Origin of the sequence: Desulfitobacterium sp. THU1 (genome assembly GCF_038181555.1) — a bacterium.
Lineage (GTDB): Bacteria > Bacillota > Desulfitobacteriia > Desulfitobacteriales > Desulfitobacteriaceae > Desulfitobacterium.
On the sequence record NZ_JBBWUA010000009.1, the window covers coordinates 48,453 to 65,070 of the forward strand.

Consider the following 16,618-nt stretch of genomic DNA (forward strand, 5'->3'; position numbering starts at 1 on the left):
AAGAATTTAGAAATTATTAGCATCTCCCCTATGGTATAATGAATTTAACCGCAATAAGGGTGAATTGACCAAAACGATAATAACGCAAACGGAGGGATAACAGTGTTCAAGCCTTTATCGGCGCTTTGTACCCTTGCCTTTGTCTCATTCTGTTGCTCCACCCAGTGAAATTCCTAGCGAGTTTAAGTTAATCAACGAGGCTGACTTCGTTAAAGAAGACACTGTCACCTTAGCCAGATTCGAGAAAAGAATGCGCAAGGAGATGGAGAAATTACAAAAAACACCACAAACTCAAACTACAAGGGATGTTAGAACGATTTCCTTGGCACCAATGTTTAAATATATTTTAGACCCTATTTTTTTAAGCGAACAACAATCCCACAATAAATTAGGTGAATCTTCAAACTCTGACGTAATCATAGTTAGGTTCCCAGTTCATGCCTTACCTGCGCAGATCGAATCCAGCTACAATCAGCCATAAAACCCCGGGTTCAAACCCGGGGTTTTTCTCTGTCTACCCTGACCTATAATCTCTATCTTCCGCTCCGCTGACGGACAACTTCATATAATAAGATGGATCCGGCGACACTGGCATTTAAAGAATTAATCTTCCCCCTCATGGGAAGGCTTACTATTTCATCACAGGTTTCCTTGACCAGTCGGCTCAATCCCTTCCCTTCACTGCCTACAACGATCACCCTAGATCCTGTAAGATCCGAATGATAAACCTCCGTCCCACCCGCTTCGGCCCCAGAGACCCAACAACCGGCCTTTTGGAGGTCCTTCAGGGTCTGGACCAAGTTCCCTACCCGAGCGACTAAGACATGCTCTATGGCACCTGCTGAGGTCTTTGCTACGGTAGAGGTGAGGGACACGCTACGGCGCTTCGGTATAATCACACCATGGACTCCAGCTGCATCGGCAGTCCGGATGAGAGCACCTAGATTATGAGGGTCTTCCACCTCATCGAGAACAAGAATAAAAGGATCCTCTCCTTTATCTTTGGCCAGAGCCAAGATATCCTCGACTTCTGCATATTCACGGGGGGAGACATAAGCTAAAACGCCTTGATGCTTGGCTTTCTCTGTCAAGCGATCTAGGGCGACTTTGTCGACAAATTGGAAGGGAATTTGGTGTCCTCGGGCATGGCTCACCATGTCTTGGAAGCGACCGCCAGTGCCTTCTGATTGGAAGAGCAGTTTGTTGACGGGCTTGCCTGATTGGAGGAGTTCCCAGACCGCGTTACGGCCGTAAATGACTTCGTCGTTCATGAGTTGGGGTCAGTCCTTTCGTTTGCCTTTGTTTAAGGCGGCTAGGTATATGCACATTTGTAGTAATTCTCCAGGATTTTGTTTTAGCCCGTTCACTCCGTAAGCTGCGCGCACCCGTTCTAATCGCTTAATCTATCCACTACGTCTGGTCCCACGCTAAATCGCCTTCCTTGGCTCTCTAGCGTGTTGGAAACGTCCTGTTTCCAACCAGACTCCGTGGCTAGATTTTCGTGAAGAACGGTTAGCTGCTCGCTTAAAGTCGTTCTCTCCGCTAAAACAAAATCCTTGGGTTTACTCACACGGTATAGAACTTGCGACGAACAATCTTTAGAAGTTAGCCATAAGCTTTAAGGCTGCGAAGGCCGCGTAGTAACGAAAAGGTCACTCAAAACACTACAGATAGACAAAGAGCCAAAGGGGATTTTAGTACCCGGGCTGCCAAGGAACTTGTCCTTCAGAGACAACCCAAGGATTTTGATTTACAAGAGTGAGCGACTTCTAAGCGAGCGGAAACAAAACTTCGCGAAAAGCATGCAGCGGAGACATGTTGGAAACAGGACGTTTCCAACCGGCTAGAGAGTCAGGAGACGATTTAGCCGGGAACATGTCGTAGCGGTAGGCTTGAGTGATTAGTTTTGTCCACGCAGCTTACTCAGCGAACGGTGTAAAACAAAATCCTGGAGACACTCAAGAAGCAAGCTTACCGCTTCAGCACCTTAATCCGCCCACAACTCATAGCCCCTTCGTGACAAACCCCTTGAGTAACGCAGGTGGGTCCAGCTTGCCCAAAGACATTGGGAGCAACTTCCCGAACGAGCTCGAGCATTCTTTCGGCGAGGATGCGAATCTCCCATTGGGCGCGCATGCAGGTTCTATGTTCGAAGAAGTTCATTAAGGAGCGGGCGTTAAAGGTTGCCATTAAAGAGGTGGTGCAGGCGTTGGGCAGGATATAGCGAGCATCTTCTGCCGGAGCTGCCTCCAGTAAGGCCTGGTATTCTTCTTGGAGAGTGTTCATGATTCTTTCAAAACGCTCTAAGGCTTGGGGATTTTTGCGGATGCTTGGGGGGGTGACAAATTCAAAGCCACTTTCTTTAACATACCTCTGGGAGCGTTGTGAATAGCTAGCAATCCGGTGGCGAACCAATTGATGAGACAAAGCCCGGGATACACCATCGATGGAGAACTGAAAGCTAATGTGTTCAAAGGGCGAAAGATGGCCCATGGAGCGTAATTTTTGGACAAAATCGGCCACCTTTTCATCATCCAATCGTTCCAGCAACTCGGGTACAGGATCAGGGGAATAACATAAACGAGCAGCCGCTGCAATGACCTTCTCTGGGTCCGGCGTGTATTGAATCAGTTCAACGTTCAATTCTCTTTCCTCCTATTCCGTACCAATCTAACAATCCATCTCATTCTGCTCATGACTTTGGACTAGTTCATCGCTTGTAGCATCGTCTTCTTTGAGGATATTAGCTTTTGACTTTTCCCCATCGCCTTCCAGAATGAGCTCGTCCACCTGTTCAAAAGCCCAAAGCATTCGTTCTGTTTTGTCTGTGAGCTGCCAGTAGCCTACTAGGGCTTCAAAGGCAGTGGCATGGCGGTAGGTCACCACATCTGTGCTTTTCGGATGACCTCCTTTAGCATTTCTCCCGCGATGGACTATGGATGTTTCCTGCTCGTCCAAATCAGGAAGTATCTGATGAAGGAGCTTAGCTTGCGTTGCTGCACGAACATATTTTGTAGCATAGCGATGGAGATCATTTACCTTTTCATAACCACAGTCGAGGAGATGAGTCCTAACCCAAAGTTCGTAGACAGCATCCCCCAGATAAGCCAGGGTAAGGGCATTCATTTCCTGCCAGGATCTTGGCATGGGCTCGGGCAGAACGCCCTCCCCTCCTTTCCATACTCACTAGCGATTTTTCTAGATTTTTCTTCAATTATATATCTATCCACTTCTAACAATCAGGATACTTATCCATATTACTTGATTGTCCAGCGGGCGCCTTGGGGCGTATCTTCAAGTACAATCCCTAAATCTTTCAGGCGATCTCGGATGAGGTCGGACATCTCCCAGTCTTTCTTCTTTCGTGCGATAGCCCGTACCTCTAAGAGCAGATCCATGACCTGATCCAACTTTTCATTTCCAGCTTCCGCATTGTTGGCAGGATGAGCTAGGTCAATGCCCAGAACATCTGCTAGTTCCCAAAGAGCAGTTCGAGCTTTTTGGAGGCCGACCGAGTTGTATGGATAAGCTTGAACATGGGCGTTAATGACTTTGCCAAGCTCAAAAAGACTCGCATAAGCTAAAGCGGAATTAAAGTCGTCGTCCATAGCACTCTCAAACTCGCGCTGAGCTTCTTCTGCCGCAACAATTAGCTTCTGATCCTCCGCATTATCGACGGGTTTTTCAACCTGGCGTCCGAGAGCTTCATCAGCTAAGCGGATGCTGGTTTGTAGGCGCTCCAGACCTTTTTGAGCCATGCGCAGGTTCTCATCATCAAAGTCTAGCGGACTACGATAATGGGTTCCCAAAAGATAGAAACGGATAACTTCACCAGGGAAATGCTCAAGGATTTCTCGGACGGTGAAGAAATTTCCTAAGGATTTGGACATTTTCTGCTGATTGACAGTTAAGAAGGCATTATGCATCCAGTAGCGAGCGAAAGTCTCACCATGAAGATAGCCTTCCGATTGTGCGATTTCATTCTCATGATGAGGAAACACCAGATCCCCGCCACCACCATGGATATCAAAGCCCGCTCCCAGATATTTGAGGGACATAGCGGTGCACTCAATATGCCAGCCCGGACGGCCTTTTCCCCAAGGGCTTTCCCAATAGGGCTCCCCGGGTTTCGCACTCTTCCACAGGGCAAAATCCATCGGATTATGCTTGCGCTCTTCTACTTCCACCCGAGCTCCCGCTTGCATATCCTCAAGGGTGCGACCGGAGAGCTTTCCATAAGTAGGAAGCTTATCGACAGCGAAATAAACATCGCCCTCCACAGCATAGGCTAAGCCGGATTCCTCCAGACCCTTGATGATTTCTATCATCTCCGGTATATGATCCGTCGCCTTAGGATGAATGGATGCGGTCATTAAATTCAGAGCCTTCGCATCCTTAAAGTATTCTTCAATATATTTTTCAGCCAACTTTAGAGGGTCCATACCCTCTTCGTTACCACGGTTAATAATTTTATCATCAATATCCGTAAAGTTCTGGACAAAAGTGACATCATAGCCCTTATAAAGCAGATAACGACGAATCATATCAAAGACAACGAGCATTCGTCCATTTCCGACATGAAAGTAGTTGTATACCGTTGGGCCACAGGTGTACATGGCCACCTTGCCTTCTTCCCGGGGTATAAACTCTTCTTTCTGGTGGCTCATTGTATTAAATAGTCTCAGCGACATGAACTCAACTCTCCTTTTCCGCTAATTTTTTCTCCAACATCTCCACACGTCGTAGTAAATAGAGAAGGGTTTCTTGATCGGGATCCGGCATCTCTTCGACCCGAATCTCTTTGTTGCAGATGTTTTTCGTGCGCAATTGCAGTTCTTTCATGGGAACCCCATGCTGGACGACGACCTTCCCTGGCACACCAACTACTGTCGTGTTACCGGGTACGGGCTTTGTGACCACCGAACCGGCACCGATTTTAACATTATCACCAATTTTGACGGATCCTAATATTTTTGCTCCAGATCCTATAAAGACATTATTCCCAATGGTGGGGTGTCTTTTGCCCTTTTCTTTACCCGTTCCACCTAGAGTTACCCCTTGGTAGATAGTCACATTATCCCCGACCTCTGCCGTCTCGCCAATGACCACACCCATACCGTGATCGATGAAAAGTCCTTGTCCGATTTTGGCACCGGGATGTATTTCAATCCCAGTGAATAATCGCGACGTTTGAGAAATTAAACGCGGCAACAAGACCATTTTCTTTTTGTATAAATAATGGGCAAGTCGGTGGGCGATCAAGGCATGTAGGCCGGGATAGCAAAAAATAATCTCCACGATGCTTTTAGCCGCCGGATCTCGTTCTTTTATCACTTGGATATCCCGCTTCACTTGGCGAAACACTACTCATCACCTTCAATCAAAAAACTCTAACTCTTTGATACGTACAAAAAAGAAACCCTTCGTCCAGAGACGAAAGGTTTCCGCGGTTCCACTCTGATTGAACAGTTTCCCGTTCCACTCATGGCCTTAACGCAGCCTTACGGAGAATGGCCCCATCCATTCATCTGACGCTCCGGAATGCACTTCAAAAGATCCTTTGGGATGGTTTCCACCTTCTCCATCCTCTCTTGAGCAAAGAAATCTTCTTACTCTTTTCCATCATCACGCTATCTACATATGATCATTGCCCAAAATGCAAGTTCGCTGTTTTCGTAATTAATATATGTTGCATTATATGCAATGAGGTTCCTGTTGTAAGTATAGAGAATCCAAAGAATGGTGTCAATATCCCAATAGTTTCTTCGATCCTTCTAACCGGCTCATTACGTTGTCCAGCCCCAAGAGGGGTACGATATCGTAGAGCTCGGGGCCGTGCATTTGCCCGGTCAAAGCAATTCGAATCGGCATAAAGACTTGCTTCCCACCCAGCTTCAGCTCTTTAGTCACCTGTTTGAACAAAGGCTTGACCGTATCCACCGTGATTTCGTCCAAGCTCTTTAGTTTTTCAACAAAAAGGTCTAGGACAGCGGTCACTTGTTCGCCTTGAAGAATTTCTAAGGCTTCACCTTCCGGAGCAGGAGCCTCACCGCCTCGAACATAGTGGATATAATCCTTGACTTGAGCCAGATAATCCAGATGATTAATGATGGCTTGAATATAGCGAGTCGCCCAAGCTCGGTCCGCTGTGGAGACGTTTTCTTGAGGGATGACTCCCACTTCTTGTAGATACGGTAGGGCGAGATCCGTTAAGCGCTCTGGATCAGCCTTTTTAATGTAATGAGCGTTAATATAATTTAATTTATTGAGATCAAAGACAGCCGGGCTCTTGGAGACTCGATTTAGGGAGAAGGCTTGAATCATTTCTTCAAGGGTAAAGAACTCTTCCTCTCCAGCAGGAGACCATCCCATTAAAGCAATAAAGTTCGCGACCGCTTCCGGTAAGTATCCTTTTCTCTGATAGTCAATAACAGCTGTATCCCCATCCCGCTTGCTCATTTTTCTCCCTTCCGTGTTGAGGATCAAGGAGACATGAGCGAATTCCGGTGGGGTAATCCCTAAGGCCTGGTAGATCAAAATTTGACGAGGAGTATTGGAAAGATGCTCTTCACCGCGAATGACATGGGTCACATTCATGGTCGTATCGTCAATGACCACCGCAAAATTATAGGTTGGAATGCCATCGGATTTAACAATAACATAATCCCCGATTCCGTCACTTTCGAAAATGACCTCGCCCCGGACCCGATCGTTGATAACGATCTGTTGTCCTTCAGGCACCCGGAAACGAACCACCGGCTTACGGCCTGCTACTTCGTGTTTCTGACGATCTTCCTCTGTAAGGTGCCGGCATTTCCCTAGATATCGAGGGGTATCCCCCTTAGCAATCAATTCCTGACGCTCTTGCTCCAGCTCTTCTTCCGAACAATAGCAATAATAGGCATCGCCATTGGCTATGAGCTTATCTGTGTATTCTTGATAAAGGGCGAGACGCTCGGTTTGGCGATAAGGTCCATTATCGCCGCCCACTTCGAGCCCTTCATTCCATTGGATATTTAACCAGCGTAAGGCTTCGAGAATATTATGCTCCGATTCACGACTGGAACGCTCCAGGTCTGTATCTTCACTGCGCACGATAAATACCCCGTTTTCCTTACGGGACAACAAATAGTTGAAAAGCGCGGAACGTGCACCGCCGATATGTAAGGGCCCCGTTGGGCTGGGAGCAAAACGAACTTTAAGCATAGGTATTCTTCCTCCTTAGTAATCTGTCGAGTCTCCAGGATTTTGCTTTACATCATTCGCTAAGTAAGCTGTGCGGTACCAAACTAATCGCTCAAGCTCTCCGCTCCGTCGGGGCTCCGGCTAAATCGTCTCCTGACTCTCTAGCCGGTTGGAAACGTCCTGTTTCCAACCCGACTCTGCTGCGTGCTTTTCACGAAGTTTGGTATCCTGCTCGCTTAAAAGTCGCTCACTATTGTAAATCAAAATCCTTGGGTTGTTTATCGGCTTTATAAGCTTGAAATATTAGCATAACTTGTATAATCCTGAGGCGCCTACCCAAGGGTTTGCTTCTACAGAAGGGAACGCCTTCTAAGCGAGCAGCTAGCCGTTCTTCGCGAAAAGTTCTCAACGGAGAAAGGTTGGAAACAGGACGTTTCCAACCAGCTATGAGGCATGGAGCCGATTTAGCCGGGGACCTTTCGGAGTTGAAAGCTTGAGCGTTAGAACGGATGCGCGCAGCTTACTGAGTGACCGGTGTAAAGCAAAACCCTGGAGACAGCACTTTCTTAGACATTCTTAATCAGAAGCACTATCGCCTGCGAACTGATTCCTTCTTCTCGGCCTTCGAAGCCCAAACGTTCTGTGGTAGTTGCTTTTACTGAGACATTTTCAACCTCGGTACGTAGAGCACGGGCTAGATTCTCGCGCATTTGTGCTATATGGGGAGCGAGCTTAGGGCGTTGGGCCGCGATGATGCAGTCGATATTGCCGATTTTATAGCCGCGTTCCAACAATAGTCCCATGACGAGTTCGAGCAGCTTCATACTGGAGATCCCCCGATATTGCTCGTCGGTATCTGGGAAGTGTTTCCCCAGATCTCCTAAAGCCAAGGCTCCAAGAAGTGCGTCCATGATGGCATGAGTGAGGACATCTGCATCAGAATGACCCAGCAACCCCTTTTCATGGGGAATCTCGATTCCACCCAATATCAGCGGACGACCTTCCACCAGCGCATGAACATCGTAACCAATCCCTACTCTAAGCATTCATCAGACTCCTTAACCTCTTAAAATTGATTTAATCTAATTATCAATTCCTAAATGATGGTGACCCAGATAAAAATCTTTCATTCAACAGCGGTGCACCACGTTATTTACTTTCGCGTTTGGCTAGGATGCTTTCTGCTAAGTCCAAATCCTCCGGGGTCGTGATCTTGATATTCTCTAACGATCCCATAAGGGTTTGGACGGGGTGACCCTGCCATTCTACTAAAGCAGCATCATCCGTTGCCAGATATCCTGACTCGACGGCTCTTTGATGGGCCTCTTCGAGAAGATGCCGATCAAAAACTTGTGGGGTCTGGACAGCTCTGAGGGTGTCCCGAGGAGGAGTTTCGAGGACCTTGCCTTGGGAATCCACCTTCTTAATCGTATCCTTGACCGGGATCGCCATAATCGCTGCCCTAAATTCTTCCGCCTCTGTAAAAAAACGGTTTAATTCTTGACAAGTCAAAAGGGGGCGTGCCCCATCATGGACCGCCACCCTTTGGATTAACGGGCTGAGAGCCTTTAGCCCCGCAAATACTGATTCTTGACGTTCTTTACCGCCGACGACAATGGAAGAAACCTTTTGCAATCCCTCGGACTCAACCAACTCACCGATACTTTGCCGATCCTCTCGGGAGGCGACAATAACTATCTCGCTGATTAGCTCAGATTGTTCAAAGAGAGCTAGAGTGTGTGCGAGAAGCGGTCGCCCCCGCAAAGGAATGAATTGTTTATTGATCGACACTCCCATGCGTTTTCCTTGACCTGCAGCAGGTATCACAACACCCAGCTTAACCAAGGGCATCCACCTCATTCGTCGCTGACAGGCCAATCGACTTTTTTTCATGGAGGGCTTTCGGTTTAGCGAAAATCATGCGCCCTGCGGCAGTCTGCAAAACACTGGTAACTAACACAGTTATGGTTTGCCCCATATATCTGCGACCAGTATCCACCACGATCATCGTGCCATCATCCAAGTAGGCTACCCCTTGTCCGGGTTCCTTACCCTCTTTCATCACTTGAACTTCCATCTCTTCCCCAGGTAGTACGATGGGTTTGACCGCATTAGCCAGTTCATTGATATTAAGGACTTTTACCCCCTGCAACTCTGCCACCTTATTGAGGTTATAGTCATTGGTGAGAATCGGTGCATCAAGATTTTGTCCCAAGCGAACCAATTTGCTATCCACTTCCGCGATATCCTCAAAGTCCACTTCCATGATTTCCACATTATTGGCTAACTTCTCTTTGGAAATCTGGTTTAAGATGTCCAACCCTCGGCGACCACGATTGCGTTTTAAGAGATCAGATGAGTCTGCAATATGCTGGAGCTCCTCAAGAACAAAACCTGGGATTAGCAACGTCCCCTCAAGAAAACCGGTCTGAACGATGTCCGCGATGCGTCCATCGATAATCACACTAGTGTCCAGAATTTTATAATTGAGCATAGCAGCGTCCGAACCTTGTCTTGACTGCCCATCCTTGCCTTTGCTCTTATCTGCTTTGTCCCCCCGAAGTTTCGGAAAGAAAGTAAAATAGCTAAATATCTCTTCTTTCCGTTTAACTCCAATAATCAAGCCTAAGTAACCCAAGGAAGCACTTAAAATTATGGATAACACACTCCCGATAATGGGGATGCCATTTAAGGCATTGCTTAATAAACTAGCAATTATAAGTCCGATTATAATACCAAGCGCACCACCGATTAATTCATGGGTAGGAACTTTGTTCATGCGAGCATCGAGCCATGCCATCATTTTTAAGAACCCTCGTATACCTGGTGGGGCAATTAGGAAGCCGATACTAGAGAAAATTACCACCATGGCCACAAATGACCATATGGGAGAAATCGGCCATCCCAATGACTGTAATACATTAAGACTCAATAGGAAAGCATTAAGGTAAAAACCTAACGCTCCAGCTAAAACCGTGATGATACCGCGTACAATTTTGCGAATCATCATTTCACCTCCTTTATCATTATTTTGGCTGAAATCTTTTACCATTATACTAGCATTTACCATATATTTTCAATTCTAAAATTTAGGCAAGAAGCCCCTTTATTCGCTGTGTCATTTCATCAGCTTTCACACCCTCGGCCAAAACCAATTCACTGACCAAGATTTGACAGGCATTATCATACATTTTTTTCTCCCCTGTTGAGAGACCTTTTTCATGATCTCTTTGTGAGAGACTGCGCACCACCTCCGCTATTGAAAAAATATCGCCGCTTTTGATTCGATCCATATTGGCTCGATAGCGTCTATTCCACGCTAAGACAGGAAGCGTACTTTCATTTTCGAGAATCTTAAGCACCTCAGGTACTTCATCAGATGAAATCACTTCCCGAATGCCTAGCTGGTTTACATTATTTAAAGGAATAAAAACCTTCATATTCCCTATCGGAATATTCATGACGTAATAGCGATGGGACTCTCCAAGAACCTCTCTCTCTTCGATGGCTTCGATCACTCCTGCTCCATGCATTGGGTAAACTACTCTATCTCCGATACAAAACATTGAGATCCCCCCTTACGCTCATTATAGCAATAATCGAATAAGGGGTCAAAAATTTTTTAATTATATCATAGACAACCTGCTCTGTCAATTTCTTGTTTTCCCTGGCAGGATTGTAGAAAATTGACAACTCCACCAACCGCTCGTTATAATTAAGGTGTCAGAAAGGAGTGAGGAAATAACTTATGGATAATCTCACAGATCGCTATCAAACTCTCGTTCAATCCCTCCTGATTCGTCACCAAAGCATCTTAGATATCATCACCAAGGGACAGGAAGCCTCCTCTCGAGTCAATCGAGCTGTGGTGAAGAGTGTGACCGATTGCGGCTGCTTAGGTATTGATGCCCATAAGAAACCGATCCCGGAAGAGGCGAGCATGCAAGACTTGAAGAACTTGCTGGACAGCCAACTCGATGGAAAGCTTTGCGAAAACTGCCAAGACATCATTGAAGCAGAACTTGGGGAACAATTCTTTTACATAGCTGCTTTAGCCAACACCTTGGATATATCCCTAAGCGAGGTCCTTGCCAAGCAGGAAAAGAAACTCTCCACCCTGACCATCTTTAACCTTACTTAGTTCCACTCAATTCTGACGTATCCTCCCGCACCCATTCGTTAAGGACTAATATGAATTTTGAGCCGTATCTTTTTGAAGATACGGTATTTGTTTTTTAGGCCATAAACATGACCTCTAGGACTCAAACATGACTTGAACTGCTTCTTCGACGGTCTTTACTGGAACAATCGCAAAATTATGAGTAGATTTTACAGCGGCGATATTGATTTGCGGGAGAATGCAGCCTTCAAAGCCTAATTTCATAGCTTCTTTCACCCGGTTTTCAATCTGAGCAATCCCTCGCACTTCACCTGTCAGTCCCACTTCACCAATGAGAGCATAGCGCTTCAGGGGACGATCTCGCATACTGGAGGCAATAGCTGCAATACAAGCTAAATCAACCCCCGGATCATCAATGCGTATTCCGCCGGCGATATTGATGAACACATCCTGAGCTCCCAAATGAAAACCCACCTTTTTATCAAGCACAGCCAAAAGCATCAAGACCCGGTTATAATCAATCCCCGTGGCTGTTCGACGAGGTGGCCCGTAGGTCGTCGGGGTGACCAAGGCTTGAATTTCTACCAACAGAGGCCGAGAGCCTTCCATGACTACTGCCACAGAGGATCCCGGTGCCGTGGAAGAATTCTCTCCCAAAAAGGCTCGAGAGGGGTTGGGTACCTCAAGCAAGCCGTCTTCGTGCATCTCAAATACCCCAATCTCATTGGTAGAACCGAAACGATTTTTCACAGCCCTCAACAAACGATACACATGATGGCGATCCCCTTCAAAATAGAGGACCGTGTCCACAATATGCTCTAAGACCCGAGGTCCGGCAATGGCTCCTTCTTTTGTCACATGGCCCACTAAGAAGATCGGAATCTCTTCTTCTTTGGCTATGCGCATGAGGAAAGCAGCCCCTTCGCGAACCTGACTCACACTCCCCGCTGCTGCCTGCAGTTCTTCCAAGACCATGGTTTGGATAGAATCAATAATCAAGAGTCCCGGCTTCATGGCTAGGGCAACATCTTTGATAACCTCTAGCCGAGTCTCCGTCAGAATATGCAAGTGAGATTCAGTAATTCCTAGACGCTCCGCTCTCAGCTTGATCTGCTTTTCGGATTCTTCTCCGGAAATATAGAGTACGTCCATTTTTTTTGCTAACAATCCAGCGGTTTGCAGGAGCAGGGTAGACTTGCCAATTCCCGGCTCCCCACCCAAAAGTACAAAGGAGCCCGGCACAATGCCCCCGCCCAAGACTCTATTCAGCTCTTGGCAACCAGAGCTTACTCTTTCTTCTTCCTGAAGCATAATCTCGGTCAAGGGCGTCGCCCTTACCCCTGTAGAGGTGCGCTTAGCGGTAGAACGTTCTAAGATCTCTTCCACTAAAGTATTCCATTCCCCACAACCCGGGCATTTTCCTAACCAACGAGCACTTTCTTGCCCGCAGGCTTGACAAAAAAACCGCGTTTTTATCTTCGCCAAATAGGTATCCGCCTTTCTCTACCATCGATCATCTCAACTTTACCCTTATAAGAAAATACGTTTGGTCATTCAATTTTTAAGTCCAAGTACCTATTTTAACTAATTGTTCGATAATTCGTTAGCTCGATATTTCGTTTGCAGAAAGTTCTAGGCTAACCCTGAGGTTAGCCTAGAATAGGTATATCCTTTATTTTACCATAAATCTTATACAGTACCAAAACTTAAAGCACTAAAATTTAAACTGACAAGAAATCCATAGAAATTATTTTTCAGAAGTCACAGCTTTCTTGCTTTTGCGAGCCTTTACTGCGGAGAATTTCATTTTATCCTCTTCAGCAGTGACCTTGATCTTGTCCCCGGGTTTAAACTCCCCAAGGAGGATTTTTTCGGATAGACTGTCTTCGATCAAGCGTTGAATAGCTCGGCGGAGAGGGCGGGCACCATAGGTTGGGTCATTACCCTCCTTAGCGATAAGCTCCAGAGCACTCTTCTCCACTTGTAGATCATAGTCTTGTTCCTTCAGACGGGTGTTGACTTGTTTCATCAGAATCTCAGTAATCTTCAATAAGCCTTCAGTTTGCAGGGAGTGGAAGACCACAGTCTCATCAACCCGGTTAAGGAATTCCGGACGGAAGGTCTTTTTCAGCTCCTCCATGACGCGCGCGCTCATATTCTTATATTCTGTATTTTCATCGCGGCGGTTAGCAAAGCCCAAAGCTTCCTTCTTCATCATGGAAGCGCCCACATTGGAGGTCATAATAATTACTGCGTTGCGGAAATCTACGGTTCTGCCCTTGGTATCGGTAAGACGCCCATCCTCTAAGACTTGCAGCAAGATATTGAAGACCTCAGGGTGAGCTTTTTCAATTTCATCCAACAAAATGACACTGTAGGGTTTACGGCGGATTGCTTCCGTGAGTTGACCCCCTTCATCATGGCCAATATAGCCGGGAGGCGCTCCCACTAAGCGGGATACTGCATGCTTTTCCATATACTCGGACATATCGATACGTACTAGATCATCGTCCTCACCGAATAATGCTTCAGCTAAAGCACGAGCGAGCTCGGTCTTCCCTACCCCAGTAGGTCCAAGGAAGATAAAGGAACCTACGGGACGTTTGGGGTCTTTCAACCCTGCCCTGGCCCGGCGTACAGCACGGGATACGGCCTTTACAGCATCCTCTTGTCCGACCACCCGTTGATGAAGGGTCTCTTCAAGGCGGAGGAGTCGTTCGCTTTCTTCTTGAGCCAGCTTCTTCACAGGGATTCCTGTCCAGCTCGCCACGATCTGAGCGATGTCATCGGCGGTTACTTGACTTTCGTTAACATCCCGCTTGCTCTCCCAAGAGTTACGCAATTGGGCAAGCTCTTCCCGAAGTTGGTGTTCTTCATCACGGAATTTAGCAGCCTTTTCAAACTCCTGGCTGGAGACAGCGGCTTCCTTTTCACTCTTGAGAGCATCAATCTTTTCTTCTAACGATTGCAGATCCGGAGGAGCAGTAAAGGCTGTCAAGCGAACCCGAGAAGCCGCTTCGTCCATCAAGTCGATGGCTTTATCCGGCAGGAAGCGGTCGGAAATATAGCGATCAGACATCTTCACCGCAGCTTCAATCGCTTCATCGGTAATCTTCGTCCGGTGATGGGCTTCATAGCGATCCCGTAAACCATAGAGAATCTGAATAGCCTGCTCGACAGTAGGTTCGCCCACCTTAATGGGTTGGAACCGCCGCTCAAGGGCCGGATCCTTTTCTATATATTTACGGTATTCATCTAAGGTGGTAGCCCCAATGCATTGCAGTTCGCCACGAGCTAAAGCCGGTTTTAAAATATTAGCAGCATCGATAGCCCCTTCCGCTGCTCCGGCACCGATCAGGGTATGAAGCTCATCGATAAAGACGATAATCTTGCCATCGATTCGTATTTCTTCCATAACCTTTTTGAGGCGTTCTTCAAATTCTCCACGATACTTACTACCGGCGACCACAGCAGAAAGATCCAAGGTGACCACCCGTTTGCCCGCTAAGGTCTCAGGTACTTTATTCGCAATTATCCGTTGAGCCAAGCCTTCCGCAATTGCAGTTTTTCCCACACCCGGTTCACCGATCAGAACTGGATTGTTTTTGGTCCGGCGGCTGAGCACTTGTACTACCCGCTCAATCTCATCATCCCGGCCCACTACCGGATCCAGCTTGCCATCCCGAGCCTGCTGAGTTAGATCGCGACCGAATTCGTTCAAAGCCGGGGTGTTTGAGGGTCCGGCATTTTTGGCACTTCCATTGCTCGGGGCACCGTTAGGCATTGGGGTATCATCAGGCTGCCCACCCAGCAACTGGACCACTTGCTTCCAGATTCTCTCCGGGCTTACCCCGAGATTGCGCAAGACTCGCGCGGCGACCCCTTCCCCCTCCATAAGGAGACCGAGGAGGAGATGCTCTGTACCTACATAACTCACCCCATGACGGCGAGCTTCTTCGCTAGCTAATTCTAAAATCCGTTTGACCCGGGGAGTGAGACTAACCTCGCCTTCATATGGCTCGCCAATACCGGTTAAATTTCCGATTTGCTCCCGGATCTTTTCCGGGGTTACCCCTATTCCTAAAAGTGACTTAGCCGCAATTCCTTCACCTTCATCGACTAAGCCGAGTAGAAGGTGCTCTGTCCCAATGACGTTAGAACCCATGCGTTGGGCCTCTTCTGCAGCAAACTGCAGAGCTTTCAATGCCTTTTCCGTAAATTTCTCATTCATTATGGTTTCCACCTTCCATATTGGTCTCTTTAACTTCACTCATGGCCATTCGCACAAAGTTGGCCCGCTGCTCATCCCGTTGCTCAGGAGTGAGTTCTTTTTCTAAAATGTATTGCAAGGAAGCAGGCAGGGTCTCCACTAGCAAGGTGCTAAAGCTACGCTGGTGAGGAGGAAGTATACCCATGTCTATCCCCAGACGATCTAGGGATAAGCTTTGCAGTGCATCCTCCGATTTGAGTAGCCTAGCATTTTCTAGTGTACCCCTTGCCCTCCAGACCTTATCTTCCAGAGTAACTCGGGCCTCTCTAGCCAAGCTCTCCCGAGCATGAATTTCTTGCTCAACTATCTGAAGAGTCACCGCCTCCAGATGGGTCAGTGTATCCTCTTCGCTCTTGCCTAGGGTAATCTGATTAGATACCTGATAGATATGCCCAAAGGCTTGTGAGCCTTCTCCGTAGAGTCCCCGTACCGCCAAACCCAGTTGATTAAGGGCTCCCAGTAGCTGCTGAACCCGATGGGTCATGACAAGTGCCGGGATATGGACCATCACCGAGGCCCGCATGCCTGTTCCGACATTTGTGGGGCAAGCGGTCAGATAACCTTCGTTTTCTCGATAAGCCAGATCCAAGCGATGTTCTAACTCATCGTCTAAGGTATTCGCCAAGTGAAAGGCCTCTTTTAATTGATTTCCCGGGAGTAGGACCTGAATTCTGATATGATCCTCTTCATTCACCATCACCGATGCCCGATGATCAGGATTTATGGCTACCCCCCGAGCTCCTCTTGCACTCACAAGGGCCGGACTGATCAAATGTTTTTCGATAAGGACATATTGCTCAATCGCGGTCAAATCCTTAATCGAGTAATAGGTGAGCTTCTGACCATCAATCGCTAGCTCTTCTAGTTGCTGAGAAACCTTCTTCTCAACCTCTTGGGAGGCTTCCTCGGTAAGTCCTAAAGGAAAAGGAACTCCTTCTAGATTACGGGCTAGACGAATTCGGCTGCTCAAAACCACCGGCATATCCGGCCTTTCCTTCATCCATTCACTGTGTTTTAGCAAGTGTTCTTTTCTCTCCATCGTC

At 47.3% G+C, this 16,618-nt stretch carries 15 protein-coding genes and 1 other annotated feature; of the genes, 1 reads left to right on the forward strand and 14 read right to left on the reverse strand.

The annotated features are described in order from the left end of the window. Positions 1 to 533: 533 nt before the first annotated feature. The 11 genes from rlmB to AAC978_RS09480 form a co-directional block, all read right to left on the reverse strand. The gene (rlmB, locus tag AAC978_RS09430; protein WP_341547784.1) at positions 534 to 1,271 is read right to left on the reverse strand and encodes a 23S rRNA (guanosine(2251)-2'-O)-methyltransferase RlmB; all 738 of its coding nucleotides are present in this window, start codon (positions 1,269 to 1,271) and stop codon (positions 534 to 536) included. 119 nt (positions 1,272 to 1,390) lie between these two features. Continuing rightward, positions 1,391 to 1,570 carry a hypothetical protein gene (locus AAC978_RS09435; protein ID WP_341547785.1) on the reverse strand — a complete coding sequence of 60 codons (180 nt, stop codon included), beginning with the start codon at positions 1,568 to 1,570 and terminating at the stop codon, positions 1,391 to 1,393. Between the two features lie 401 nt (positions 1,571 to 1,971). Beyond that, positions 1,972 to 2,643, reverse strand: a complete 672-nt coding sequence (gene thyX, locus AAC978_RS09440) for an FAD-dependent thymidylate synthase (protein WP_341547786.1) — start codon at positions 2,641 to 2,643, stop codon at positions 1,972 to 1,974. Positions 2,644 to 2,670: 27 nt separating this feature from the next. Further along, the gene (locus AAC978_RS09445; RefSeq protein WP_341547787.1) at positions 2,671 to 3,147 is read right to left on the reverse strand and encodes a Mini-ribonuclease 3; all 477 of its coding nucleotides are present in this window, start codon (positions 3,145 to 3,147) and stop codon (positions 2,671 to 2,673) included. A gap of 110 nt (positions 3,148 to 3,257) precedes the next feature. Further along, a complete protein-coding gene (cysS, locus tag AAC978_RS09450) occupies positions 3,258 to 4,691 on the reverse strand; it encodes a cysteine--tRNA ligase (protein ID WP_341547788.1) in 1,434 nt (477 codons plus the stop codon). Between the two features lie 4 nt (positions 4,692 to 4,695). Then, positions 4,696 to 5,364: a serine O-acetyltransferase gene (gene cysE, locus AAC978_RS09455; RefSeq protein WP_341547789.1), complete on the reverse strand. Its 669-nt coding sequence runs from the start codon at positions 5,362 to 5,364 to the stop codon at positions 4,696 to 4,698. Positions 5,365 to 5,426: 62 nt separating this feature from the next. Continuing rightward, positions 5,427 to 5,635: a binding site (T-box leader), on the reverse strand. Positions 5,636 to 5,745: 110 nt separating this feature from the next. Then, entirely contained in the window at positions 5,746 to 7,206 is a 1,461-nt protein-coding gene (gltX, locus tag AAC978_RS09460) for a glutamate--tRNA ligase (protein WP_341547790.1), read from the reverse strand. Between the two features lie 545 nt (positions 7,207 to 7,751). Beyond that, positions 7,752 to 8,231, reverse strand: a complete 480-nt coding sequence (gene ispF / locus AAC978_RS09465; protein WP_341547791.1) for a 2-C-methyl-D-erythritol 2,4-cyclodiphosphate synthase — start codon at positions 8,229 to 8,231, stop codon at positions 7,752 to 7,754. Positions 8,232 to 8,334: 103 nt separating this feature from the next. Next, positions 8,335 to 9,030: a 2-C-methyl-D-erythritol 4-phosphate cytidylyltransferase gene (gene ispD, locus AAC978_RS09470; RefSeq protein ID WP_341547792.1), complete on the reverse strand. Its 696-nt coding sequence runs from the start codon at positions 9,028 to 9,030 to the stop codon at positions 8,335 to 8,337. Then, complete coding sequence (locus AAC978_RS09475; RefSeq protein ID WP_341547845.1) at positions 9,023 to 10,192, reverse strand: PIN/TRAM domain-containing protein; 1,170 nt, start codon at positions 10,190 to 10,192, stop codon at positions 9,023 to 9,025. The genes ispD and AAC978_RS09475 overlap by 8 nt, the downstream gene beginning before the upstream one ends. An 82-nt stretch (positions 10,193 to 10,274) precedes the next feature. Further along, the gene (locus AAC978_RS09480; RefSeq protein ID WP_341547793.1) at positions 10,275 to 10,751 is read right to left on the reverse strand and encodes a CarD family transcriptional regulator; all 477 of its coding nucleotides are present in this window, start codon (positions 10,749 to 10,751) and stop codon (positions 10,275 to 10,277) included. A 182-nt stretch (positions 10,752 to 10,933) separates the two neighbouring features. Here AAC978_RS09480 and AAC978_RS09485 point away from each other — a divergent pair, with 182 nt between their 5' ends. After that, positions 10,934 to 11,326 carry a DUF1573 domain-containing protein gene (locus tag AAC978_RS09485; RefSeq protein WP_341547794.1) on the forward strand — a complete coding sequence of 131 codons (393 nt, stop codon included), beginning with the start codon at positions 10,934 to 10,936 and terminating at the stop codon, positions 11,324 to 11,326. 114 nt (positions 11,327 to 11,440) lie between these two features. On the opposite strand, the gene radA is transcribed toward AAC978_RS09485, so the two are convergent. The 3 genes from radA to AAC978_RS09500 form a co-directional block, all read right to left on the reverse strand. Beyond that, the gene (gene radA, locus AAC978_RS09490) at positions 11,441 to 12,790 is read right to left on the reverse strand and encodes a DNA repair protein RadA (RefSeq protein WP_341547795.1); all 1,350 of its coding nucleotides are present in this window, start codon (positions 12,788 to 12,790) and stop codon (positions 11,441 to 11,443) included. A 262-nt stretch (positions 12,791 to 13,052) separates the two neighbouring features. Then, positions 13,053 to 15,536 carry an ATP-dependent Clp protease ATP-binding subunit gene (locus tag AAC978_RS09495; protein ID WP_341547796.1) on the reverse strand — a complete coding sequence of 828 codons (2,484 nt, stop codon included), beginning with the start codon at positions 15,534 to 15,536 and terminating at the stop codon, positions 13,053 to 13,055. Beyond that, positions 15,529 to 16,614 carry a protein arginine kinase gene (locus AAC978_RS09500; RefSeq protein ID WP_341547797.1) on the reverse strand — a complete coding sequence of 362 codons (1,086 nt, stop codon included), beginning with the start codon at positions 16,612 to 16,614 and terminating at the stop codon, positions 15,529 to 15,531. Before AAC978_RS09500 ends, AAC978_RS09495 begins: the two co-directional genes overlap by 8 nt. Positions 16,615 to 16,618 lie beyond the last annotated feature (4 nt).